Raw genomic sequence first — 24,291 nt, 5'->3', positions numbered from 1 at the left:
TTGGTACATACCGTTATTTGCTATAGATGCGGTATGTAGGTGATAGTAGTGAGGATAGTACTCTTAAGTTTTTGATTTCATCATCTTAGATCCCGTTTATATGCAATGTTGCAAAGGAATTTGGGGCTAAGCGGACTTTTTTAGGAAGCAATATTATGTCAGCTCGTGAGCAAGGTATCGTTAAGTGGTTTAATGACTCAAAAGGCTTTGGTTTCATTCAACGTGACAGCGGAGAAGATATTTTTGTCCATTTCCGCGCGATTCAAGGTGATGGCTATCGTTCTCTAAAAGATGGCGAAAAGGTCGAATTCAGTGTGGTAGAAGGTGATAAAGGTCTTCAAGCTGAAGAAGTCAGAAAAGTAGAAGAGTAATCTATCCATTCATTAGAGCGGTTTAGCTATAATGTCTGTAGACACTACTGATATACTACTGAGTCAAGCCCGTTTTATCTTACCCATGTTGAGTCAAAATCAGCATTTTTGGTGGGATTAGGCGTTAGGCTTGGCTTTTTTATGCCCGTATCTCAGTCAGCTGTATATAGATTTCATATTGTTGTTGCTGCTTAATTTAGATAGCAATATAACGGGTTATCATGAGCCTATTTATCATGAGTCTACTTATTATTAGTAATGAACAAGTGATTAATTTAAAAGGATATTTTTTTGAGTAATTTTACCACGTTTACTGATTTGCCACTTTCAGCACCGACCTTACGTGCCGTAAGCGATCTAGGTTTTACGGCATTGACGCCCATTCAAGCACAAATATTACCGCATACGCTGGCAAATCAAGATGCTATTGGACAGGCGCAGACGGGTACTGGTAAGACGGCAACCTTTCTATTGACTATTATGGAAGCCTTGCTTAAACGTCCTTTTACCAATGATGAAGAGCGTTATTTGGGTGAGCCACGCGCAGTGGTTATGGCACCCACTCGCGAGCTTGCTCAGCAAATATTTGATGATTGTATAGCTTTGACCAAATATACTTCGCTACACAGCGTTTGTATTATGGGTGGCACCAATTATGAGACTCAGCAGCATGAGCTTGAGCGTCAATATGTCGATATTTTAGTAGCGACACCTGGTCGTTTGATTGATCTTGCCAATAAGGGTATGGTTTATTTAGATCGAGTGGAAGTACTAGTGTTAGATGAAGCAGATCGCATGCTAGATATGGGTTTTATCCCTGACATCAAGCGTTTGGTCGGTCGGATGCCAGCCAATACAGACCGTCAAAGCTTACTGTTTTCTGCCACCTTTAACCAAGATGTGATGAATCTAGCCTATCGCTGGTTGCATGAGCCGCAGTTTGTTGAAATCGAGCCAGAACATAAAACCAGTGAGTTGGTCGATCAGCACTTTTACTTACTGACAGAAGATCAAAAATTAGAAGCGTTGCAGCGTATCATCAGTGATACGGCAGTGGATAAAGTGATTGTCTTTGCCAATCGTAAAGACCAAGTCAAGCGTCTCTATCATAAGCTGCGTCAAGCACATAAAATTGTGATGTTGTCAGGCGATGTCATTCAACAAAAACGCGAAAAGTATTTACAGCGTTTTAAAGATGGTCATGCTTCTATCTTGGTGGCAACTGATGTCGCAGGACGCGGTATCCATGTCGATGATGTTAGCCACGTGGTTAATTATACCTTGCCTGACCAGCCAGATGATTACGTGCATCGTATTGGTCGTACGGGTCGTGCTGGACAAACAGGTATCAGCATTAGTTTTGTGAGTGAAGATGATGCTTTTAATATTCCCGCGCTAGAGAAGCATTTAGATACTAAGTTTACCCTTGAGCAGTGGCAAGAATAGTGATTTATAAGCCGTCAGTTCTACTATAGTGTACAGCTGTCGGAATCATAAAAGCCCTCAACATCATGATTGATGTTAAGGGCTTTTTTATATGGCAGATTTTGATGTTAAATGATTTTATATTTTAACAATATCTATTGTTGATGATTCTATTGGGCTTGTTCCATCATTTCAGAATGTTCATCGTGGTTCGTGTTGATCGCGCCATCACTCATATCATGCATACTATGATCCATACTTTGGGGAGTTGTGCTGTTATCAGTTGGCATCATATGATGGCTGCTGTGATCCATATTTGTATCCATTGGCATATCCATCATTTCTGAATCGCTCATTTGCATATGATCGCCTTGCATGGTGGACATATCATGTCCACCATGCATGCTAGACATTGCTATAGGGACAAACACAACGGCTAAGCCAGCTAATACCATGACAGCGCCATTAAGCTGTCTCAAGCGAAAACGTCCAATCTTGTCACGTAACCAGCCAACGGTTTCGTGCGTGGCGACTAGCATCGGTACGGTTCCTAAGCCAAACACAAACATGAGTGCGGCGCCGCTTAGTGGATTGTGAGCGACTACTGCAATCAATAATGCACCGTAAACCAATCCGCAAGGCAAAAATCCCCAAAGCAGTCCAGCCGTTAATGCTCGCGGAAAGGTATTGAGTGGAAATACTTTTTGACGAAGTGGGCTGAGATATTGCCAAAATCGCATACCAAAACGCTCAAGATTTTTTAAAAATGGTGCGCCAAGCATGGTCACGCCGACGAACACTAACACCAAGCCTAGCAAGATACGTGGCGTACTATTACCTTTCATTAAGGGCTCTAGTACAGTGGTGCCAATCAGGCCTGCCATCAAACCCAAAAATGCGTAACTGGTCAAACGACCTAAATGGTAAGTTGCCACAAGAGCACGGCGCTTGGTAGGGCTGACGTCTTTCATCGATAGCCCAAATGCTGTCACCAGACCGCCACACATGCCTAAGCAATGCGGTGAACCAAAAAATCCCATTAGTAGTGCCGCAATAAGTAAAGCGGTGGTCATGGGGCGATTCTCCTAAAAAATGAAAAGCAAACCTACGCATACAATCGGCATTTAACCAACACTTAACAGTAGGCTGCGCAGATAGTCCAAGCCTTGATAAGTGGTTATGGCATCCACCTCGTTCAATGTACTAAGTCGTACTATTTGCGCTCGGTTGCCATATATTCACACTTTCAATAGCTTCTACTATAGATAAAGTGGCTCAATGCTAGATTTTTGGCTGTTTATCAAGGTCAGCATGATCAATTGACTCTATATCAGGATGGCTCACCTTATCATCAGCGACTATATCAGTCACTGTGGTATCGTCATTCTGTGAAATAGGCGCTGAGTAATCATAAGCCTGTATGGTTTGCCGTCGCTCTTGGCGATCATCCAATATGATGCGCTGTGATGCATTGTCCAAATCTTCAAACTGATTTGATTTGACCGCATAGCGTACTGCCCAAATGGCAACCACAAATAGCATGAGACTTAATGGAATTAACAAAAATATACTGAGCATGGTAACTCTCTTAAATAGCATTTTCTTTTGTTATTATACACTCATCACAAGTATAGTGGATGACCGGTAGTGATTAGGGTGAGTTCTCAAAAGATATTGAATTGGCTACCTGCTTGTATTTAACTTTATTCGTCAGGTTTTTTTGCTGCGTTACCTCTAGGGGTTAACAGCTGCTGTGAGGTCACGTCGTTGGCATGACGACAATTCATTTGAGGACGTATCACATCGCGTAAATAAGCGGCAACCTCATAAACAGCGCGCCGAGAATGACTTAAGTTTTGCGCAGGTTTCATCCAGTCACGGCTCACTGGTAAAGGGGCGCTAAGTGGTGTGCTATTGATACCGTTTAAGGCAAACTGTCTACGAGCACGTGCCATATGGTAGCTGTCAGTAATGAGATAGACATGACGCAGTGGAATACGTTTGGCGGTAAAACGCGCATTTTCGCAGGTATTCATACTGGCATTTTCACTTATCAGCCCATCAATACCATGCTCAATGAGCCATTGACCGAGCCACGGCGCTTCAGCACCGCTTAGTACAATAGGTAGGGGTAAGTCGTGATAAGCGCTGGCAGCGGTACGGGCACGGTTGAGGCTGTAACTATTAAGAATAGTTTGATTGTCATGATCATTGGTTAGTCCGCCGCCTAAAACCACATAAGCGGTAGGCGGTGAACTCAAGGCAGCAGAGGGTAGGCTGGGCAATGGCAAAAGCGTAAATAGATAAACAATCGCTTGGGAGAACAGCGGCGTGAATAGGCTGATGAGTACTAAAATAACAGTCGTTGAACCAAGTAAAAAGGTAATATTAATAATACGAAATAGCTTTATCATACGCTCAGCTGAACGCAAGTAATAACGCCATAGTCGCTTAGATAATAGCCGCTTAGACCACATGCTCATCATACCCAATAGAGCCGTCAGTATTTACCCAAACTGGCTCACGCGCTAACTGAATCGCAAATTTTTCATAAACCGTATTGACGATATGTCGTTGGGCATCTGCTACATTGTCTTGAGTGGCGTGATAAGGGGCATGATTGGTCAGCACCAAGGCTTGCTGCTGATGGGTGATAATCGGTGCAATACCACCACCTTTCAAGCCTGTCTGGTCAATCAACCAGCCTGCCGCAACCTTTACCATGGCATCAGGCATAGCGTAGCCGACGATAGCAGGGTAGGTTGATTGTAAAGCAGTAAAGTGTGATTGAGGAATAATGGGGTTTTGAAAAAAGCTACCACAATTTGGCAGATGCTTGGGATTAGGGAGTTTTTGTTGACGAATATCAATAATCGCTTGCATGATATCCGCAGGCACTGGCTGCGTACGATCGTCTTGCTCGGCATAGCGTTGTGCAACGGTTTGCACATCACCATAGCTGGCTAGGATTTTGGTTGCATCGGTATGTAATCTAAATCCAACACAGCTGATTAGCCAGGTATTAGGTGCACGTTTAAAAATGCTGTCACGATAGCCAAACTCGCAGTCGGCGGCTGTGAGATGATGCCAAGTTTGAGTGGGTAAGTGATAGGCTCGTACATACTGTAAGCAGTCTTCTAATTGGACACCATAAGCACCGATGTTTTGTACGGGTGCAGCGCCAGTTAGACCGGGTATCAGCGCCAGATTTTCTAGCCCGTACCAACCTTGATTGACCGTATATACCACCAAGTCATGCCAGTTTTCGCCTGCCATCACTGCAATATCGACGTGGCTATCTGTCTGAGCGGTTAGGCTGATACCTCGCATTTGGGGCTGTAATACGATAGCATTCAGGTGCGCTGGCAATAACACATTACTGCCGCCAGACAACACAAATAGCGGCTTGTTTTGCGCTATGTCTTTTGCATGATTTGCCATAAAATCGTCAAGCTGTGTTTCATTCGTCAGTGTCACGACAGTATCAGCGACACAGGCTAAGGCCATGGTATTACCATGTGACAAATCGACTAATTCACGGGTCAATAAGCTCGCTGGCAAATCAGTTGTCATGGCAAATTGAGTACTAGAGTCCAAGCGTGAAACTGAGGTCATAACATAGCCCATGTGGCAGATAGATAATGAATTACACAGTGTTTATTATAAAGGATGCAAGACATAAAGGTGGCATAAAGTTAACTTTATCGTTAGCAAGCTTTCCAGCTTTCAATCCACGCTTGTGCGCTTGACTCAATACGTTCAATCACTTCTTCAAAGTCATCGCCATCGCCTTTATAAGGATCTGGCACATCGTCGCCGCCATAAGTAGGATCTTCTTCACTAAATAAAGCCAACTTGGCCAAATGGTCCTCTGTGTCTGTCAAGCTGTCCTTGATGGCTTGTAAATCAGCTAAATTCTGTGTATCCATCGCTAGAATTAAGTCAAAATTACGAAAGTCATCGGTACTGACTTGGCGGGCGACCAGTTTGTTGATTTTATAACCATGCGCTTTTGCATGGCGTTGCGAGCGAGTGTCAGGCGCATGACCAATATGCCAGTCACTTGTCCCTGCTGAATCTACTTTGATTGACAATCCAGCAATCGCTGCTTGCTGACGAAAGACTTCTTCAGCCGTTGGCGATCGGCAAATATTTCCCAAACAAACCAATAATACAGAAGACGGAGTACAGGTTTTCATCAGCATAATATGACCTTGTATAACAAAAAAACATGCTATAAGAGACCGGCATGTTAGTGCGGCTTTTATTAGCATGCAATTAATTAAGTAAATCGGCCGTCAGCGTAACGGTTAATGCCTTGAATGGCAAGAGTAGAAGCTAAACAATACGGTCATCTGTTCACGAATTTTCGATGATATTATTTATCATCTAAGGTCGTACTTTGACCAGCTTACTCTTGTTTGTGCTTAAAGCGTTGAAGGTCACGGCGCTCTTTTTTGTTGGGTTTATTATCAGGCCGTGCAAGATTGGCAAGTTTGCGCTGCTCAGCATGATAAGCGCGGCGCTCTTCGCTTTCTTCAGTTTCTGAATACAAGACTTCAGCAGCGAGCGCATTACCACGTTGCGCCGTTAGTGCTTCAACGACGACGGTCTTTTCAGTCATGGCAGTGGCTGAGCCTTGACGAATCTGTAGTTCATCGCCAACCATAATCTCTTTACTGGTCTTTACGCGGCTACCCGCATAATGTACCCGTCCGCTTTCGATGGCTTCTTTGGCGAGAGTACGTGTCCGATAAAATCGTGCTGCCCACAACCACTTATCGAGACGCATACGCACGACATCAGGTTGGCTATGGTTAGGCTGATTGTGGTTTTTGTTGTGTTTACTCATCAAAACCTCATCGATATCCATAAAGTAAGATAATAATAATGGTGCTTTTTTTACAAATTGAAAGAGCCCTGCGCTATCAAAATGTTTAAAAATAGATTTTTATGGTGAAGAGCGAAAGTCTCGTCTTAGCCATTATTCTGATTGGCAACTTTCATCGCCATTTCTGCCGCATCATTTGTCTTTAATTGCGCTAAACCATTAATCACCCCTGTGATATTTTCTACGGTTTTATTTTGGCTTAATTTAAATTGGGCTTGTATAGAATTGATGGGCAGCTTAAAGCCAATAATCCCTCGGCACATAGCATCGATATAAGTAGCAGGTGCCTCATCTAATGACCAAGGATGGTCGGATAGCACCTCTTGCCATGCAGTCATGGTTGCTAATATCCATTTCAGCGTCTCGGCGTCTTCAAGCAGCTCAATTTTGGATTGAATATGAACACTTTGATAGTTCCAAGTGGGCACTTCTTTATGGGTTTTCGCTTTGCTAGGATACCAGTTAGGGCTAATATAATGTCCAGAATCTTGAAAAATAATTAACCACGCAGTATCTGGTAAGGTGTTCTGATAAATAGGGTTTTTACGACCAAAATGACCGTAAAGATAGCCGTACTGAGCATTAGAGTTAACACCAACACCAACACTAGCACTAGCACTAGCATCAGGCATAAAGTTATCGTTATGCCAGAAGAGCGGTATATGGCAGGCTTCGATGCCATCTTTGGTTTGAGCAACCAAGGTCGCTAAGGGATTGGCTGCGATAAATCCAATGATATTTTCTAGATTTTCTTCGGCAAAAATAGCAGGAGTATGCATGCTGTTCTCAGTTTATATTTGACATGAAATCAGCGACACCACTGCTGCTCACATGGGATACCATCATTATTACCATCCATTTTGGTATTCGGGCAATGTTGTACAAAGTAAGTGGCTTCTGCGCATGACGTCATCTGAGAGCAATGCTTTCTACCATCACAGGTAAAGCTTGATGCTGATGCTGACGACGTGAGTACTGGTTTTACTGCCGAGACTGATGTCGACGTTGCATCTGAGTCGACGTACGTTGGCGGTATATCATCCAGATCAGTTGAGGTAAAAGCAGCGTCAACTGGAGTATCAGTCGCAACGTCAGCGATAGGGTTACTGGTCGAGTTTTTAGGTTGCAGCATCTTATAACCCAAAAGTGCTAAAACCAGTAATAATACAAAGATCAATATCTTTTGAGTCACGGTTTACCACCTCATCATGGTCGCTATGAATTAATGAAAGCTACCAATGCATAATCATTGTTCATTCATCAATGGCTTTTTAGTGATTAACAAACAGCCATTGATGGATTGATAGTCTATTTTTATTTCAAAAATAATTGATAACCGATATTGTCATTGAGCATGGTGCAGTCATAGCCGATATCGAGTAACGCGTCTTGTAATTGACGAGAATTACCTTCAGACGCTTGCAAACCGACCAATACGCGACCTTCGGCGGCACCATGATTGCGATAATGAAACAAAGTGATATTAAAGTCATCACCCAGTTTTTCTAGAAACTTCAGCAATGCCCCTGGACGTTCAGGGAAAACCACACTTAATAATTGCTCGTTTGCAACATGTGCATGACCACCAATCAAATGGCGGATATGCGATTTGGCAATATCATCATCGGTCAGATCATGAGCCGTGTAGCCATCAGCTGCCAATTGGGTGCGAATGGTTTTGCGCTCTTTGTCGCCTTCTTTTAGTGCGATACCGACAAATATTGATGCAGGTTCCATAGAGTCAGGTGATTTTTTACTATCGGCGCGATAATTAAACTCAGTGATATTGCGTCCATGTAAGCTACGACAGAAATTTAAGAAAGCGCCTGTCTGCTCAGGAATCGTCACACCAAAGATGGCTTCTTTTTTCTCACCAATCTCAGTACGCTCAGCGATATAGCGTAGGCGGTCAAAGTTCATATTGGCACCGCAAATAATACCGACGCAGTTTTTACCTTGTAGATTATGGGCTTCGATATATTTTTTCATGCCAGCAACGGGTAACGCGCCCGCAGGCTCAACGATACTGCGATTTTCTTCAAAAATGTCTTTAACCGCCGCACATACTTCGTCATTGGTACAAGTCACGACTTCCAGCTCGACTAAAGGACCTGATTTATCACTCTTTTGCATGCGGACAATTTCAAATGGCAATTCGCCGATTTGAGCAACTGCCACGCCATCGACGAACAGTCCAACTTGCTCAAGCTTAACGCGCTCATTGGCTTCAAGCGCCGCTTTAAGAGAAGCTGATTGCTCTGCTTCTACCGCAATCACTTTGACGTGCGGCGCAACTTCACCTAAGAATGCCGCGACACCTGAGATGAGACCACCACCGCCAACCGCGACAAACACATAATCCATATTGCGCCATTGCTGGGTGAGCTCAAGACCAATGGTGCCTTGCCCGGCAATGACCAATTCATCATCGTAAGGGGGGATAAAGGTCAGACCTTCTGTTTCAGCGCGATTGATTGCATAACGGTTGGCTTCATCGAAGCTATCACCATACAAATCGACATTGCCGCCCAGTGCTTTAACGGCATCTACTTTGATGTCAGGGGTGGTGGTCGGCATCACGATGATATTGTTTAGGGCAAGTTTACGGGCGGAGTAAGCAACCCCTTGTGCGTGATTACCTGCTGATGCACAAATGACGCCGCGGGCTTTTTGCTCATCACTTAATTGACTAATTCGATTATAGGCACCACGCAATTTAAAGGATTTGACCGGTTGCAAGTCTTCGCGTTTAAAACGAATGTCATTAGCAAAACGTTGGGTCAGCTTGGGCGCCGCTTCAAGTGGTGTTTGAATTGCCACGTCATAGACGGTGGCTTGCAAGATGGCTCGTACCCAATGTGACAGCATAATGTTCCCTAATAAAAAGTATGGATGAATAGAAAATTAAATAGATTAGCCTATGCTGATTTTAACGGTCTTGCAAGACCCTATTGCAGTTTTTGCAGCGATTTCAATTTTTGATGAAAGATAGGGTGATTTTATCTCAATATTTTTTAAATAAAATATTGAATTATTTCCATATGTCTGTATTATTGGACATATGGAAATGATAAATGCTATCGCAAGCTTTGCTGCGCTCTCTCAAGATACTCGTCTAAAAGCTTTTAGGTTGCTTGTCAGTCAAGAGCCTGTCGGCCTACCTGCGGGTGAAATAGCTCGCAAACTGTCCGTGCCACATAACACGATGTCAGCGCATTTATCAGTGCTGGCACGAGCAGGGTGGGTGGTGTCTCAACGGCACAGTCGGCAGATAATTTATCGCGCCTCACTATCACATATGGAGGAGGTTATTCAGTTTCTGTTGCAAGATTGCTGTGCGGGACATCCAGAATTGCGTGCGTCTCTTATGGACAGTCTGAGCGGATGTGGGGTCGTTAATACTAATGACGTAAACAGTGAGTAATATAGCTATATATTCAGAACTCAAACAACATATTCAGACAATAAGTGAGATTGCTATGAAACCATTAATTTTTCACAATCCAAAATGCGGTACGTCTCGCAATACATTGGCCATCATCAAAGCATCAGGCGAAAGTCCAGAAGTAATTGAATATCTTAAAACCCCACCAAGCCGTGATTATTTAGTTGAGCTGTTGGCAAAGATAAACCTTTCACCAAGAGAGCTGTTACGAAGCAAAGAGCCTGTCAATGATGAGTTAGGATTAGACAATCCTGAATTGTCTGACGATCAAATCATTGATGCGATGATTGCCCATCCTATTTTAATCAATCGTCCTATCGTGGTCACCAATAAAGGCGCAGCATTATGCCGTCCCTCAGAACGCGTATTTGAATTATTAGAGAATCCCGTGAGCAGCTTCACTAAAGAAGATGGGGAAGTGATTTATCATGGCAAATAAAACAGCAGATTTAGATGTGATCGATTTGTGTGATTTGCCCAATATTGATGCAGACAGTATACAGCCTATCGATATTGAGTCTTTAATTGGAACAAATGACCCGCGCCATGCGCCAAGAATATTGGTGCTATATGGCTCTCTACGCCAGCGCTCATTCTCTAAACTGGCCAGTGAAGAAGCGAGCCGTCTATTGCGTTGGTATGGTTGTGAGGTTCGAACCTTTGATCCGACGGGTTTACCATTGCCTGATGCTGCTGATGCAGATCATCCAAAAGTACAAGAGCTGCGAGAGTTGGCGCAGTGGTCAGAAGGTATGCTGTGGGTGAGCCCAGAACGTCATGGCAGTATGACCAGTATTATGAAAGCACAAATTGACTGGATTCCATTATCATTAGGTGGTGTGCGTCCAACCCAAGGCAAAACTTTGGCAGTGATGCAAGTCAGTGGTGGCAGTCAAAGCTTCAATACGGTCAACCAATTGCGCATTCTTGGGCGTTGGATGCGGATGATTACCATACCCAATCAGTCCTCTATTCCTAAAGCTTTTTTAGAATTTAATGACGATGATCGTATGGATAAGTCTCCTTTATATTTGCGTCTCGTGGATGTTTGTGAGGAGTTGGTAAAATTTACTTGGCTGACCCGTGGACGCTCAGACTATCTGACTGACCGCTACTCTGAACGAGTAGAAAGCGCAGAGGAGCTTTCGCAGCGCGTCAATCAAAAATCACTCTAATGTATCCTCTGATCATTCATTTTCTAATAATTGCTCTTACATAATTGTTCTTATAATAATTAAGCCTAAAAAGGTTACTCAATGATCGCATTGATTATATTTATCGTGACTTTGGTTTTAGTGATATGGCAGCCCAAAGGACTGGGTATTGGCTGGAGTGCAATGGGCGGTGCGTTGATAGCCTTGGCTTTTGGCGTGGTAAAGCTCTCCGATATTGGCATTGTGTGGGACATCGTTTGGGATGCAACTTTTACCTTTGTGGCGCTTATCATCATCTCGCTTATCTTAGATAAAGCCGGATTTTTTGGGTGGGCAGCACTGCATGTGGCTAGGCTAGGCAATGGGCAAGGACGATTATTGTTTCCTATGATTGTGATTTTAGGTGCGTTTATTTCGGCATTGTTTGCCAATGATGGGGCAGCATTGCTATTGACACCGATTGTCATCGCTATCTTACTGCGTCTCAAATTCTCACCACCATCTGCTTTGGCTTTCATTATCGCAACAGGTTTCATTGCTGATACCGCAAGTCTGCCGTTAATCACTTCTAATCTGGTCAATATTGTTAGTGCCAATTATTTTGACATTGGATTTGGTCGTTATGCAGCAGTGATGATACCGGTCAATATTGTTTCTGTATTGGCGACGCTCGCCGTATTATGGGTGGTCTATGCGCGGCACATTCCAAAACACTACTCCATTGCTGATTTGAGTGCGCCCGAGTCTGCGATTGAAGATCCGCTGGTCTTTAAGGCGGCCTTTCCACTGCTCGCGTTGCTACTTATTGCCTACTTTACGACTGAGTCATTGGGCATGGCCATCTCCTTGGTGACAGGAGTGGCGGCGTTAATATTAATGGCAATTGCAGGTCGCTGGTGGCAAGGGGGTCGTGATGCCGTTGTTTCTGTATCTGATATCCTGCGTCAAGCGCCTTGGCAAATTGTACTGTTTTCAATTGGTATGTACTTGGTTGTTTATGGCTTGGGCAATGCAGGATTGACTGCCTATGGTGCTCAAGTATTGAATTGGTTGGGGCAGCAGGGTATGGTCATCGCAACAGTAGGAACTGGATTCCTCTCCGCTATTGTAGCCTCTGTCATGAATAATATGCCGTCTACTTTAGTAGGTGCATTGGCGATTGATAGTGCGCAAGTACCTGCTGCCACTCGCGAGCTCATGATTTATGCTAATGTGATTGGTAATGATTTGGGGCCGAAATTCACACCTATCGGTAGTTTGGCGACTTTATTGTGGCTCCATGTATTGGCAGAAAAAGACTATAAAATCAGTTGGGGGCAGTATATGAAGATTGGACTGCTCATTACCCCGCCCGTACTATTGGTCACGCTACTGGCTTTGGTTGCTTGGTTGCCTTATCTGTCTTCATTTTAAAATTTGAGTGAATGTCTTGCGATTAGCGTGGCTATTACGCTGACATTCATTAAACTCATCGGGTATAATGGCAGCGCATTTTACCTTTTTACCCTTTACTTTTCTTAAAGCGATACGTTTATTTTGCCAAGGACTTATGATGAGTGATCAGCAAGCACAAAAGCAAGCCGCAGCCAAAGCGGCTCTAAGCTATATCGAAGATGACATGATACTTGGAGTAGGCACAGGCAGTACGGTCAACTGTTTGATTGAATTATTGCCAACTGTAAAGCTTGCTGGTGCGGTGGCTAGCTCACAGGTCACTGAAGACAAACTTCGTGCCCTTGGTATTGAAATCGTTGATTTGAACTTTGCTGGTACGCTTGATATTTATATCGATGGGGCAGATGAGGTCAATGAGCATTTGCAATTGATAAAAGGCGGTGGCGGCGCGCTCACTCGTGAAAAAATCGTGGCAGCGGCTTCTAATAAATTTATATGCATGGTTGATGAGAGCAAAAGCGTTGAGGTGCTAGGTCGCGAGTTTCCTGTTCCGATTGAGGTACTGCCGCAAGCACGTTCTTATGTCGCACGGCAATTAGCCCGTATGGGCGGTGAGCCAGTTTACCGCGAAGATTTTGTGACTGATTATGGTAATGTTATCTTAGATACTTATGATTTGGACGTTAGTAATCCGATAGCGCTTGAGAAAGAGCTGAATAATATTGTGGGCGTAGTTTGTAATGGTATATTTGCAGCTAATCAAGCTGATGTGTTGTTAAAAGCCGGTAGTGATGGCGTAACGACACTTATTCGTTAAAAAATGCTTACTCGTTAAGAATCAGTTAAGCAGTGGCTTATTATTAATCAGAAACTAAAAAGGCAGATCACACTAAATGTGGTCTGCCTTTTTCGTACTTACTCTTCCATAAATAGGTTATGGCTATATTGTTTAAAGTTTGATTTTGTCTTGTAATAAGAATTCCATCAAGGCTTTTTGCGCATGTAAGCGGTTCTCTGCTTCATCCCATACCACTGAGCGTGGGTCGTCAAGCATATCATGAGAGATCTCCTCACCACGATGCGCGGGTAGACAATGCATAAATACCACTTCAGGATCGGCTTTGTCCAATAGCGATGGCGTTACTTGATAAGCGGCAAAACGGCGCGCACGAGTATTTTGTTCAGACTCTTGTCCCATGCTTGCCCATACATCGGTGACAATTAAATTTGAATCTTTCGCGGCTTCTTGTACGTTTTCGACAATACTGACGCAATGCGAGAAGCGTTTCATCAGCTCAGGGTCAGGCTCAAACCCATAAGGCGCAGCGACGCGTAGCTCAAAACCAAATTGATGAGCCGCTTGCATATACGATGCGCACATATTATTGCCATCACCAACCCAAGTGACAATTTTATTTTCGATACTACCGCGATGCTCATAATAGGTTTGCATGTCTGCCAGTAGCTGGCAAGGATGAAATTCGTCAGTTAAAGCATTGATAATAGGCACGCTTGAGTATTCAGCAAAGGTCTCAACTTTTTCGTGACCAAAGGTACGAATCATGATGATATCAACCATGCTAGAGATCACACGGGCAGAGTCTTCTAGCGGCTCACCACGCCCAAGTTGGGTATCATTTGGCGACAAAAAGATAGCACTACCACCAAACTGACCCATACCCGTCTCAAATGAGATGCGCGTACGGGTTGAGGATTTTTCAAATATCATGCCAAGCGTACGACCAACAAACGGCTGATATATCTCGCCTGCGTGTTGCATCTTGCGCAATTCGCTGGCACGCTTTATAAGGTTTTCTAATTCTTGTTTGGTTAAATCAGATAAGGTCAAAAAATGGCGCAAACTCATAGTAATCCTAGCAGTCGATCGCAGTCAGTGAAACGTCATCAGTCTTTAATAGCATCGCGTCAGTGCGTATACTGGGGTGACAACAAACTTTTAGTATAGCGCAATTAGGCTTAATGTAAATGTCCAATTTGCCGTGATTTATAAGTCTGGCAGACAGACATTACATGAATAGTGATAAGGTCAGCATAATTATACTTGTATGCGATTTGGGCGAATGCTTAGGCGGCATAGTAGCTCATAGCTAATAGTACCTGCATGTGCGGCGACTTCATCGACGTGCGGGGCATCGCCCCACAGAATTACTTTACTGTCTAACGCAATGTCTTCTGGCGCGGCACTGACATCAATGACAATCATATCCATTGCCACGCGTCCAATGACTGCGCATCGGTAGCTTTGATCGTTAGTAGTATCTATAACAGTGACATAGGCTTCATCGCTGATGACACGAGGGTAACCATCGCCGTAGCCGACACTCACCAGCGCTGTTCTAGTGTCTTTCTGCGCTGTCCAACGACTGCCATAGCCAATAGCATTGTCTGCCTGAACTGTTTGCAGGGCGATAATTTGTGCGCTGAAATCCATCGCTGGCTGTAAGTCTAACTCATGTGCGCTTTGATCAATGACAGGGGCGCTACCATATAAAATAATGCCGGGACGTACCCAGTCATAATGATGCTCTGGAAAATTAACGATACCGGCTGAATTGCATAATGAGCCTTTGATATCAGCGCTAATGGTCGCTTGTAAGGTATCTAATACCTCCGAAAAACGCTGAATTTGCATTGAGTTTAATGGATGAGTGCTGTCATCGGCATTAGCAAAATGCGTGGCTAGTATCAGCTGATATCCCGCTTCATGCAGGCGCTTAGCCGCTGCCATAATACCTTCAGCGTTGAAGCCTAGACGGTTCATACCAGTATTATATTTAAGCCAAACCACTCTGGTCGCACTATTGGCTGGTGGGATATTGTCGAGTGCCCACTGCAATTGCGGCGCATGGTGAATCACGCAGCTAATATCATGCTCAATGGCTTGCTGCCACTCATCAGCGCTAAATGCCCCTTCAATCAAACCAATCGTTTTGTCCCAGCCTAACTGCCTAGCTTCTAGCGCCTCAGTCAAGGTTGCAACACCAACACCGTCTGCTTGTTGCAATGCAGGCAATACCGCTGCCACGCCATGTCCGTAAGCATTGGACTTGACCATGGCTAGGATTTTAGAGTTTGCTGCCATTTTCTTAACTTGGTTTAAATTGTGGGTAATGGCTTGTGGTTTGATTGTGATAGTACGCATAATTGGCTTCTTTATAAGTAGAATTATGAAATTATAAAGCCAGTACTGCATCAATTAGGCTAATGCAGCACTGGCTATTTTATTAAAAACTATTTGTTCGCTTATGATTAAGCTTCAGTCTTTATCAGGCTTAAGTTTTATAAGATTAATCATTCGTCGTTCTCGAAACTGACATTTTGATAGTATTCTGGCGTTAGGTTAATAAAGCGGGTAAATTGGCCTTCAAAGCCCAAACGTATGGTGCCGATAGGGCCGTTACGCTGCTTACCAATAATGATTTCAGCCACGCCTTTGTGGTCTGTATTCTCATTATAAACCTCATCACGATAGATGAACATAATCAAATCGGCATCCTGCTCAATCGCACCTGATTCACGCAAATCCGACATGATAGGACGCTTGTTAGGGCGGTTTTCTAGACTACGGTTAAGCTGCGACAAAGCGATAACAGGGCATTCAAGCTCACGTGCTAGCGCCTTGAGACTCCGTGAAATCTCAGAGATTTCCCCAACACGGTTGCCATCTAGGTTTGGCACTTTCATCAACTGCAGATAATCGACGACGATGGCGCCAAGCTTGCCATCATGGTTTTTAGCGATACGGCGGCAGCGTGAACGCATCTCAGAGGGTGGCAAAGCAGTACTATCGTCAATATAAAGGTGCTTAGATTGCAAGTGCTGAATGGCGTTCATCATTTTTGCCCATTCATCTTCATTCATTTGCCCAGAACGCAGATGCGTCTGATTAATCGCGCCCCATGAGGACAGCAAACGCATGACGATAGACTCAGCAGGCATCTCCATCGAAAACACCACAACAGGCAGATCTTCGTTAAATAAAATACCTTCTGCCAAGTTCATGGCAAAGGTGGTTTTACCCATAGAAGGGCGCGCAGCCACGATGATTAAGTCACCTGCCTGCAAGCCTTGGGTTTTATTATTCAACTCAGCAAACGGCGTCTGTAAACCAATCATGCCATCGGGATTGGATTTTAGCTCTTGAATCTTATCAATAACGTTGGTCAAAACAGCAGTAATGCCCACAGGTCCACGTTGTTCAGCGCGTTTATTGTGCTGCTCATTGATGCTAAATATCTTACCCTCAACACTGTCTAAAATATCACTGACGCTCTGGTCTTTAGGATTATAGGCGAGCGTGAGCATCTCATTGCCAGTCGTAATCAGTTGGCGTAGAGTAGATAGTTCACGGACGCGCTGAGCATAGGCGGTCAGGTTAAACAAGGTCGCAGGGCTTTGGCTCAAAATATCTGCCAAGTAGCTATCGCCGCCTGCACTTTTAAGGAGTTTTTGTGCTTCTAGCCAGTCGTGTACCATGACCGTATCATAGGGTTCGTTGACTGCTGCTAAATGAGCAATAGCATCAAAAATATACTGATGTCGCCCTGCATAAAAATCATCTTTGGTAACGATATCAGCAATCTTGTCGTACGCCTCTTCGATACTCATTAAGGACGCGAGCAATGCCTTTTCAATGTCGATATTGTGCGGCGGTGTCTGATTGAGTAAGTCGTCGGTTTTTTCGTTGTCTGCCATGATTGCCTAATGTGTCAAAAGTCGATATAAAAGAGGGTATAAATGGGTATGTGACATCAGGGTTTCATTGGGTGCTGATACAGCAAATAAAACGCCACGTGCCACTATAGTTGAAGTACCAAAACCTGATCTCTGTGTTGACCGGTAAATGCTATAATGAAAAGCGAAAGTTTAACACATAATAGGCTTTTTTCGGCACCGATAGGCAACTATCTATTCTAGATGACGGTTGTAATAAGTAAAAAATCATCTATATAATATAAGTGTCAGTACTTATTTTTCCCATAAAAAATACAATAAAATTCACGACTCAATATAAATATAAAGGCGTAGTTACGATGCAAGATATACAAAAAAAATTGCCATTATTAATCACAACTGGTGAGCCTGCTGGTATTGGAATGGATATCGTGCTGCTATTAGCGGCTGAGGGTAAATTGCAAGATTTTGAACGCCCAATTTGGGTCACTGCCGATAGCACTGCTATGACAAAGCGCGCAGATGAGTTGGTTGCAGCTGATATATTGAAAAACCTTCCCATCTGGCAAACTATTGATATCGATGCCGATGACTTTAATTTTAACGTTGTAGAGCAGATATCGCAGCCAGATACTGACGTGGATAGTTCTTTTATTCTGCTTAATATATCTTGTGCTGAGCCAGTTGTCTGCGGAGAAATTAACACGCGCAATTCGGCAATGGTTGCTAAGCAGTTAGACATTGCCCATCAGTTGGCAACCAATAAAACAGTGGCGGCTATCGTCACTGGACCATTGCAAAAGTCTGCATTGATAGAAGCCAGTATTAAGCTATTAGATGGCACGATGTTTAGTGGTCATACAGAGTTTTTTATGCAGCAAAGTGGCTGTGATAAAGTGGTTATGATGCTCGCCAATCAAGCCATGAAAGTCGCGCTTGTCACCACTCATTTACCGCTAAAAGATATCCCTGCTGCAATCACGTCTGACAATGTACGCCAGACCGTACAAATTGTCGTCGATGAGATGAAAGCAAAATTTGGCTTAACCCAGCCGCGTATATTGGTCTGCGGTCTCAATCCGCATGCAGGTGAAGGCGGACATCTGGGTATGGAGGAGATTGATATTATTAATCCAGTCTTGCAAGAGTTTATCAAAGCAGGCGTCGATATATCAGAGGCGATGCCAGCGGATACGTTATTTACACCCAGACATCTAGCCAACTGTGATGCGGTGATTGCTATGTATCATGATCAGGGGTTACCAGTGCTCAAGTCACACGGTTTTGGTGATACCGTCAATCTTACTTTAGGACTGCCGTATATCCGCACCTCGGTTGATCACGGTACGGCGCTTGATTTAGCGGGGCGCGGCAATGCTAGTGCCACTAGCTTGTATCAAGCATTAAAAATGGCAAACGAGATGGCAGATAAATCGCTTATTAAATAGACCTCTTGCATAAGCCGGTACCTTAGCGACATTTATCACGCAGTATTGGGTAACTTTAGTGTGAGTAATGGCTATTTATGAATTATCAAACAGGGTCTACTTAATGTTAGCTAACTAATACTCATTACTTATTTTGCAGTTATATCTTATTGATAATTTATATTGACTAAGGATAGATATGAGAAATCTGGGATTAGAAGAATGGAAAAATATTTTTAATATTGGCTTCTTTTTAGTTGTAAGTATAATTGGCATATTGTCTTATCTTCAAGCTCGGAAAACACTATTTTCTCCAATAAAAACTGAGATATTCAAGTTATAAGTAGAGAAAATTCATAAAGTAATAGAGATAAACAGAAGTAACTTAACTCTTATAGGTGAAGTTCTTACTGAAGCTGCGAAAAAAATGCCAATTAAATATACAACAATTGATCAGACTATTAAATTTGAACCAACTTGGATTTGGAACGAATACAATTCTTCTTGTGAAAGTTTAGACCAAAGTGTTAGTGATATTCTGAGCTACATCAATAAACACCTAAAAATAAACGAAATAATGAAGTAGTCATATAATAAGTATAGAGGACTTTATCAATGGTGAAGTAATTGTTGTTGAAGCTTAATTACCATCAACTAAATACGCCATAAATAAATTTTCATAATGAGGGTTTATCACGCAATTGTTTTACCCAGAAGTCAGCTTACTATGAGCAGGCTTCTTTGTTTTTTGCTACCACTTTCGTAGCAAGCACATCATGAAGTACACTCCGAATATTTCAAGTAATCAAACCGCTGATATCATCAGCTTACAGCCGGAGGTTCAAGTCCTCACTAGGGAATCATGCCTATTTCCATAAATAAACGTTACAGTAAATAGTTCTGAGCAAAAAATTCGCTGTTTCGATTATGCTAAGGTATGAGCAGTTTATCGATAAAATGTCTCAAAAATACAGCAAATTTACGAGCTGTGGTATAATTTCGTATTACAAAACGAGCCAATAAAAGCGCCTATAAAACCAGTATATTGCTGCCATAGCGCTATAGCCCATTTATCTTTTATCGATTAAGACCTTTTTATGTCCAAAATTTCGTTTGATGCTCAGTCTATTACCAACAGCCTACGCGCTGCCAAACACCAACCGCGTAAGCGCTTTGGTCAAAACTTCTTACATGATCGCAGTGTCATCCGTGAGATTGTTGAGAGCATTCGCTTAGAGCGCGATGACAATTTGATTGAGATTGGGCCAGGGATGGGCGCACTGACTGAGCCATTATTGGCAGAAGTGGATGCGATGACTGTGGTCGAGCTGGATCGTGATTTGGCAGATAGCCTGCGTATTCGTATCGGTGCCAACAGCCATCGAAACTTTACGATCATCAAAGACAATGCCATGCATGTCGACTATCGCGAGCTGTATAGCGATGAGCGTGGTAAGCTCCGGGTAGTCGGTAATCTACCGTATAATATCTCTACGCCTATTTTGTTTCATTTGCTCAGCTATGCCGATGTGATTCAAGACATGCACTTTATGCTGCAAAAAGAAGTGGTCGAGCGTATTACGGCGGATGTCGGTAGCAAAACTTATGGTCGCCTATCTGTCATTATGCAGTATCACTGCCATACCGATTATCTACTGACCGTACCACGTGGTGCTTTTAATCCGCCACCAAAAGTAACCAGTGCGGTTTTTCGTTTGACGCCGCATATCATTAAGCCAGTCGTCGCAGAGGACGAAGAGTATTTCGCGCTTGTGGTACGTGAAACCTTTAACCATCGTCGTAAGACGCTACGTGCCATCTTTAAAAAATCAACGTTGCTACCGACACTGAGCGAAGAAGATTTTGCAGCGTGTAGCATCGACCCACAAGCACGTCCTGAAGTCTTAAGTGTGAAGGATTTTGTGAATTTGAGTAATCAAGCGCGTAAAGTAGAGGTTTAAATCGAGTTACTGCTGATTGGTCGTCAAAGACATTTATATGGAAATGACGACATAAAACTTTCACATAAAAATATCACGTAAAAACACTGAGGATTTATGAGCTTTCGCCATCAGTATGTCATCGGTGACCTGCAAGGTTGCTATGCGGCGTACCTTCATTTACTTGAAATATTGGATTTTGATCCTGCACAAGACAAGCTATGGTTTGCAGGGGACTTGGTGGCACGTGGTGAAGACTCGTTAAGTACCTTGCGTCATGTCAAAGCACTTTGCGAGCAAGGGGCAGCCGCGACAGTACTCGGCAATCATGATATCAATTTGATCGCTGTCTGGCGCGGTGCGGTAAAGATTAAAAAAAAGGATCAGACAACGCCTATTTTTGCTGCCGATGACTGCGATGAATTGCTTGAATGGTTACGTGATCAGCCATTATTGGTTTATCCTGATGAGCAGACGGTATTGGTTCATGCTGGCATTCCACCGCATTGGACGGTTGAGGCGGCCGCAAATCACGCGCAGCAATTAGAGTCACAACTGCAAAGTAGTTTAAAACAGCTGGATCGTTTATTGCCACATTTATATAGTAAGACTGCTAATGACTGGCATCCAGATATTAATGGCTTTACCAAAATGCGTGCAATTGCCAATTATTTCACTCGTATGAGGCTGTGCAAACTAGATGGCACGTTAGAATTTAGCTTTGCAGCAGGGTTAGAAGCGTCTATGCCAGAGGGTTTTTTGCCTTGGTTTGAATGGCAAGTACCGCGGACTCGCAAGGTATTATTTGGGCACTGGGCAGCGCTGAAAGGTGAGGTAGACTTACCGCATGCGCGTGCACTTGACGGCGGCTGTGTTTGGGGAAATGATCTATTGGCGTATCGCTTGAGTGATGAAAAAATCATCAGGTCAAGTGCGCACTGCTTACAGCCAGATACATAATATTAGGGCATGGGCTCATTTCTATCTCCGTTTTTAAAATGAGGTCACGCCGCAACTATTTTACTTATCCAAACGATTTATTAAACCACCGAACCTTCCCATTAGCTGGGTAGGTTTGGTGGTTTTTTGGGTTTAGGTAGTGAGGTTTTAGCATCGCCCGTGGCCTTATTTTCAGGGTTGCTGTTATCGCTTTCAGGATGGGCAGTCGTCTCATTACCCTCAGTAAAGGCGTTATGCGCTTTATCATATTGAATATCACTACTATAAGGAACGCTATTGAGCTCCTCATCTATCAGCCCATCATCGAGTTCAATGGTTTTTTTGGTACTGATATGATTGGTGGTGCTGTGTGTTTCCCGGCTTTTTAGCGCAGCGTCAGTGTCAGCATTTGAGATGTTATTATCGTAATCTATGTCTGTGATAGCCTGTTCATTTTGCATGCTTTTTTGCTTGGATTTAGGTAGGATTTTTACGTCAGACAAACGGCGCACTACATAATTATTGGGAATAGTTTGTCCCCCTTTATGAGCGCTGGTATCGTCAAAAATCATATGTCCTTGGCTGTCGATACGAGCATACTTCATTGGCTTATCACGTGGCCAGAAAAAGTCTGAAGGATGGGTCAGCATATGGCTGAAAAGCTGCTTGGTTAAACGACTCCACTCCATGAATTTGACTTCTTTAGAGCGCAGTGCCACAAATAAGGCGAGCGAAAAGCTGACCATGAGGTTCACCATGCCGATAAGGGCAACGCCTAAAATAGAAATAAACACAATCTGCCAATCCCACTGGTTGGCAGATATATTAAACAGTCCATGCGCCAAATTCGCCGAGGCAAACGCAATGTGGCGAATATCAATCGGTAGGCCAAATAAATAGCCAATTGTTGCAGTACTACCTAAGAACACCCCGAACAAAAAATTGCCCATAATGGCGCCAAGGTTGGCTTCTATAAAACCGCCTAAACGCTGTAACCAACTTTTTGGTAGTAGGTATTGAAGTAGTTTGTGGCGCTGAATACGGGCACCGATTTGGTTATAGACCGCCAAGTTATCGTAGTAACCAGCAATAAGACCCGATAAAAATAAATACACACCAGCGATTGCCGCATGGGGTAGTGCCAGTGAATGAAAGGGGTCAAGATCATGCAGTAAGTGTGCAGCCTTGTCGGTATTGATCATCGGCGCACCAGTATATTGTAGCCATGCAAAAGAGATAATCAGAGCGACTGGTATCGCTAGCATAATATTACCCATAATCGCCACAAACTGAGTACGTAAAATATCGACCACCAATTCTGATAGTTTATTTAACTGGTGTGACTTTTTACCAGAACCGTCCGAGATAGTAGAGGCAATAGCCGCCGCCGTCATAGCAGGCTGTTTGGTAGCAACCGTACCATGAACGATATGGATAAAAACAAAACCCAATCCATAAATCATACTATTTACAAAGGCGCGTCCCATCGGTGCAAGGGCTAGGTTATAGGCTAATATCTTAAGCGTTGCCATAAAAGCAATAATAAAACCACCAATAGAGGCTTTCTTGAACATTTTTTGGTAGCCCGATTTATCGGTACTAATATAATGTTCACCCACACGGCTGGCATTTTCAGTGACTTTGCGCGACAGCAGCTTGGTATTATTATCAATTAAGTATCCAATACTATAACGGCGGCTCGCAGTGGTAATCAGCGCTTGAATCAACTCAATGAGCGCCTGATCACGCTTATCATAATTATCTGCTACCAGTTCAGTTAGGATGCGCATACGCTGCAAGCTTTGGTCTAAACGCAGCATCATGTTGGTCAGGCGAATAGAGATTCCCGTTTTATAGATGCGCTTGCGTATGGTGGCAACGATATCTTCGCATTGTTCAATCATGACCAGTAACGGCGCAGGATCTACTGCTTTTTCGGGCGTAATATCCGTTAAAGTATCAAGCTCATGCGCTTCTCGGTACTGATTGACGTATAAGACCGCCTCTTGATTTTGTGCCACAAATGACGCTGAATAATTCAGCATTTGCGGATAAAATTCCATCAAATCTGGATGCAAGCCAATACCGCTGATACGGTATGACAAAATGATAATCGCGTTCAAAATACTGTTTTTTGCTGTCGCAACTAAGTTTAAATGCTGCTCATCGACTTTGAGTAGCTCAACCAGTTCATCCCATTTGTCTTTTTTAATATTGGCAAGCCAGCGCTCATCAGAGCGTTTATCAAATAAATAACCGACCAATTCTACGACAGAATCTTCTTGTGGCAATAGCGGTAAAAAACGGTGTCCGATAAGGCGACGTAGACTATTAAAAAAGCCCTGATCCGACATGATGCCGGTATCGGTATATAAAGCAATTTGGCGATATTCAATAATCAGTTTCAAGACGAAACTTGACAGTCCATCTGCATATTCTGGATGTTGACGTAAAATATCAACCAGCTCTTGAATGTTTTGATTGGCTAACGTGGGCTCTTTATCACTCACTCGTAGCTCATCGATTAAGCGCTTGAGTACCGCAGGATCTGGCACATCACTTAAGGCTGTAATTTGTTGTAAAATGTGTTTTATTTCTGACACATTGCA

22 protein-coding genes and 1 pseudogene are annotated in these 24,291 nt (G+C 43.4%); 10 read left to right on the top strand and 13 right to left on the bottom strand.

Features of this window, described 5'->3' with window-relative positions:
* Positions 1–155 precede the first annotated feature (155 nt).
* Positions 156–371 carry a cold-shock protein gene (locus tag Q6344_07700; protein ID WLG12500.1) on the top strand — a complete coding sequence of 72 codons (216 nt, stop codon included), beginning with the start codon at positions 156–158 and terminating at the stop codon, positions 369–371.
* A 291-nt stretch (positions 372–662) separates the two neighbouring features.
* Positions 663–1,817 (top strand): DEAD/DEAH box helicase, encoded by a 1,155-nt coding sequence (locus tag Q6344_07695; protein WLG12499.1) that lies wholly within the window; start codon positions 663–665, stop codon positions 1,815–1,817.
* A 149-nt stretch (positions 1,818–1,966) separates the two neighbouring features.
* On the opposite strand, the gene Q6344_07690 is transcribed toward Q6344_07695, so the two are convergent.
* The 9 genes and pseudogenes from Q6344_07690 to ilvA form a co-directional block, all read right to left on the bottom strand.
* Positions 1,967–2,869 carry a sulfite exporter TauE/SafE family protein gene (locus tag Q6344_07690; GenBank protein ID WLG12498.1) on the bottom strand — a complete coding sequence of 301 codons (903 nt, stop codon included), beginning with the start codon at positions 2,867–2,869 and terminating at the stop codon, positions 1,967–1,969.
* A 208-nt stretch (positions 2,870–3,077) separates the two neighbouring features.
* Positions 3,078–3,374: a cbb3-type cytochrome oxidase assembly protein CcoS gene (ccoS, locus tag Q6344_07685; GenBank protein WLG12497.1), complete on the bottom strand. Its 297-nt coding sequence runs from the start codon at positions 3,372–3,374 to the stop codon at positions 3,078–3,080.
* 125 nt (positions 3,375–3,499) lie between these two features.
* A complete protein-coding gene (locus Q6344_07680) occupies positions 3,500–4,273 on the bottom strand; it encodes a YdcF family protein (GenBank protein WLG12496.1) in 774 nt (257 codons plus the stop codon).
* Entirely contained in the window at positions 4,263–5,369 is a 1,107-nt protein-coding gene (gene murB / locus Q6344_07675) for a UDP-N-acetylmuramate dehydrogenase (GenBank protein ID WLG15175.1), read from the bottom strand. Before murB ends, Q6344_07680 begins: the two co-directional genes overlap by 11 nt.
* Positions 5,370–5,503: 134 nt before the next feature.
* Positions 5,504–6,001: a low molecular weight protein-tyrosine-phosphatase gene (locus Q6344_07670; protein WLG12495.1), complete on the bottom strand. Its 498-nt coding sequence runs from the start codon at positions 5,999–6,001 to the stop codon at positions 5,504–5,506.
* A gap of 206 nt (positions 6,002–6,207) precedes the next feature.
* Complete coding sequence (locus Q6344_07665; protein ID WLG12494.1) at positions 6,208–6,648, bottom strand: S4 domain-containing protein; 441 nt, start codon at positions 6,646–6,648, stop codon at positions 6,208–6,210.
* A gap of 125 nt (positions 6,649–6,773) precedes the next feature.
* Positions 6,774–7,466 (bottom strand): FMN-binding negative transcriptional regulator, encoded by a 693-nt coding sequence (locus Q6344_07660; GenBank protein ID WLG12493.1) that lies wholly within the window; start codon positions 7,464–7,466, stop codon positions 6,774–6,776.
* Positions 7,467–7,495: 29 nt separating this feature from the next.
* Positions 7,496–7,648 (bottom strand): annotated as a pseudogene (locus tag Q6344_07655) (excalibur calcium-binding domain-containing protein).
* Between the two features lie 353 nt (positions 7,649–8,001).
* The gene (gene ilvA, locus Q6344_07650) at positions 8,002–9,555 is read right to left on the bottom strand and encodes a threonine ammonia-lyase, biosynthetic (protein ID WLG12492.1); all 1,554 of its coding nucleotides are present in this window, start codon (positions 9,553–9,555) and stop codon (positions 8,002–8,004) included.
* A 199-nt stretch (positions 9,556–9,754) separates the two neighbouring features.
* On the opposite strand from ilvA, the gene Q6344_07645 reads away from it, so the two are divergent.
* The 5 genes from Q6344_07645 (at position 9,755) to rpiA (ending at position 13,498) form a co-directional block, all read left to right on the top strand.
* Positions 9,755–10,111, top strand: coding sequence for a metalloregulator ArsR/SmtB family transcription factor (locus Q6344_07645; GenBank protein WLG12491.1), 357 nt, complete (start codon positions 9,755–9,757; stop codon positions 10,109–10,111).
* Positions 10,112–10,166: 55 nt separating this feature from the next.
* A complete protein-coding gene (gene arsC, locus Q6344_07640) occupies positions 10,167–10,571 on the top strand; it encodes an arsenate reductase (glutaredoxin) (GenBank protein ID WLG12490.1) in 405 nt (134 codons plus the stop codon).
* Complete coding sequence (arsH, locus tag Q6344_07635) at positions 10,561–11,307, top strand: arsenical resistance protein ArsH (protein ID WLG12489.1); 747 nt, start codon at positions 10,561–10,563, stop codon at positions 11,305–11,307. The genes arsC and arsH overlap by 11 nt, the downstream gene beginning before the upstream one ends.
* 81 nt (positions 11,308–11,388) lie before the next feature.
* Positions 11,389–12,699 carry an arsenic transporter gene (locus Q6344_07630; GenBank protein WLG12488.1) on the top strand — a complete coding sequence of 437 codons (1,311 nt, stop codon included), beginning with the start codon at positions 11,389–11,391 and terminating at the stop codon, positions 12,697–12,699.
* A gap of 139 nt (positions 12,700–12,838) precedes the next feature.
* Positions 12,839–13,498 (top strand): ribose-5-phosphate isomerase RpiA, encoded by a 660-nt coding sequence (rpiA, locus tag Q6344_07625; GenBank protein ID WLG12487.1) that lies wholly within the window; start codon positions 12,839–12,841, stop codon positions 13,496–13,498.
* A gap of 132 nt (positions 13,499–13,630) precedes the next feature.
* On the opposite strand, the gene argF is transcribed toward rpiA, so the two are convergent.
* From argF to dnaB, 3 genes are all read right to left on the bottom strand, one after another.
* On the bottom strand, positions 13,631–14,548 hold the full coding sequence (gene argF / locus Q6344_07620; GenBank protein ID WLG12486.1) for an ornithine carbamoyltransferase: 918 nt from the start codon (positions 14,546–14,548) through the stop codon (positions 13,631–13,633).
* Positions 14,549–14,737: 189 nt separating this feature from the next.
* Complete coding sequence (gene alr / locus Q6344_07615; protein ID WLG12485.1) at positions 14,738–15,844, bottom strand: alanine racemase; 1,107 nt, start codon at positions 15,842–15,844, stop codon at positions 14,738–14,740.
* 149 nt (positions 15,845–15,993) lie between these two features.
* Positions 15,994–17,397: a replicative DNA helicase gene (gene dnaB, locus Q6344_07610; protein WLG12484.1), complete on the bottom strand. Its 1,404-nt coding sequence runs from the start codon at positions 17,395–17,397 to the stop codon at positions 15,994–15,996.
* Between the two features lie 338 nt (positions 17,398–17,735).
* Between dnaB and pdxA the strand changes: the two genes are divergently transcribed.
* From pdxA to Q6344_07595, 3 genes are all read left to right on the top strand, one after another.
* Positions 17,736–18,824, top strand: coding sequence for a 4-hydroxythreonine-4-phosphate dehydrogenase PdxA (gene pdxA / locus Q6344_07605; GenBank protein WLG12483.1), 1,089 nt, complete (start codon positions 17,736–17,738; stop codon positions 18,822–18,824).
* A 1,076-nt stretch (positions 18,825–19,900) separates the two neighbouring features.
* Positions 19,901–20,764 carry a 16S rRNA (adenine(1518)-N(6)/adenine(1519)-N(6))-dimethyltransferase RsmA gene (rsmA, locus tag Q6344_07600; GenBank protein WLG12482.1) on the top strand — a complete coding sequence of 288 codons (864 nt, stop codon included), beginning with the start codon at positions 19,901–19,903 and terminating at the stop codon, positions 20,762–20,764.
* Between the two features lie 96 nt (positions 20,765–20,860).
* Positions 20,861–21,703 carry a symmetrical bis(5'-nucleosyl)-tetraphosphatase gene (locus Q6344_07595; protein WLG12481.1) on the top strand — a complete coding sequence of 281 codons (843 nt, stop codon included), beginning with the start codon at positions 20,861–20,863 and terminating at the stop codon, positions 21,701–21,703.
* A gap of 101 nt (positions 21,704–21,804) precedes the next feature.
* Here the strand turns inward: Q6344_07595 and Q6344_07590 are convergent, their stop codons facing one another.
* Positions 21,805–24,285: a site-specific recombinase gene (locus tag Q6344_07590; GenBank protein ID WLG12480.1), complete on the bottom strand. Its 2,481-nt coding sequence runs from the start codon at positions 24,283–24,285 to the stop codon at positions 21,805–21,807.
* Positions 24,286–24,291: the final 6 nt, after the last annotated feature.

Origin of the sequence: Psychrobacter cibarius (assembly GCA_030686115.1) — a bacterium.
Classification (GTDB): domain Bacteria; phylum Pseudomonadota; class Gammaproteobacteria; order Pseudomonadales; family Moraxellaceae; genus Psychrobacter; species Psychrobacter cibarius_C.
The sequence above is the reverse complement of the archived record's forward strand: the minus strand, read 5'-3'. Positions and strand labels throughout refer to the sequence as shown.

Coding starts and splice junctions, on each gene's coding strand:
- Q6344_07700 (WLG12500.1), top strand. CDS start 156: ATGTCAGCTCGTGAGCAAGGTATCGTTAAGTGGTTTAATGACTCAAAA.
- Q6344_07690 (WLG12498.1), bottom strand. CDS start 2,869: ATGACCACCGCTTTACTTATTGCGGCACTACTAATGGGATTTTTTGGT.
- ccoS (WLG12497.1), bottom strand. CDS start 3,374: ATGCTCAGTATATTTTTGTTAATTCCATTAAGTCTCATGCTATTTGTG.
- Q6344_07680 (WLG12496.1), bottom strand. CDS start 4,273: ATGTGGTCTAAGCGGCTATTATCTAAGCGACTATGGCGTTATTACTTG.
- murB (WLG15175.1), bottom strand. CDS start 5,369: ATGACAACTGATTTGCCAGCGAGCTTATTGACCCGTGAATTAGTCGAT.
- Q6344_07670 (WLG12495.1), bottom strand. CDS start 6,001: ATGCTGATGAAAACCTGTACTCCGTCTTCTGTATTATTGGTTTGTTTG.
- Q6344_07665 (WLG12494.1), bottom strand. CDS start 6,648: ATGAGTAAACACAACAAAAACCACAATCAGCCTAACCATAGCCAACCT.
- Q6344_07660 (WLG12493.1), bottom strand. CDS start 7,466: ATGCATACTCCTGCTATTTTTGCCGAAGAAAATCTAGAAAATATCATT.
- ilvA (WLG12492.1), bottom strand. CDS start 9,555: ATGCTGTCACATTGGGTACGAGCCATCTTGCAAGCCACCGTCTATGAC.
- Q6344_07645 (WLG12491.1), top strand. CDS start 9,755: ATGATAAATGCTATCGCAAGCTTTGCTGCGCTCTCTCAAGATACTCGT.
- arsC (WLG12490.1), top strand. CDS start 10,167: ATGAAACCATTAATTTTTCACAATCCAAAATGCGGTACGTCTCGCAAT.
- arsH (WLG12489.1), top strand. CDS start 10,561: ATGGCAAATAAAACAGCAGATTTAGATGTGATCGATTTGTGTGATTTG.
- Q6344_07630 (WLG12488.1), top strand. CDS start 11,389: ATGATCGCATTGATTATATTTATCGTGACTTTGGTTTTAGTGATATGG.
- rpiA (WLG12487.1), top strand. CDS start 12,839: ATGAGTGATCAGCAAGCACAAAAGCAAGCCGCAGCCAAAGCGGCTCTA.
- argF (WLG12486.1), bottom strand. CDS start 14,548: ATGAGTTTGCGCCATTTTTTGACCTTATCTGATTTAACCAAACAAGAA.
- alr (WLG12485.1), bottom strand. CDS start 15,844: ATGCGTACTATCACAATCAAACCACAAGCCATTACCCACAATTTAAAC.
- dnaB (WLG12484.1), bottom strand. CDS start 17,397: ATGGCAGACAACGAAAAAACCGACGACTTACTCAATCAGACACCGCCG.
- pdxA (WLG12483.1), top strand. CDS start 17,736: ATGCAAGATATACAAAAAAAATTGCCATTATTAATCACAACTGGTGAG.
- rsmA (WLG12482.1), top strand. CDS start 19,901: ATGTCCAAAATTTCGTTTGATGCTCAGTCTATTACCAACAGCCTACGC.
- Q6344_07595 (WLG12481.1), top strand. CDS start 20,861: ATGAGCTTTCGCCATCAGTATGTCATCGGTGACCTGCAAGGTTGCTAT.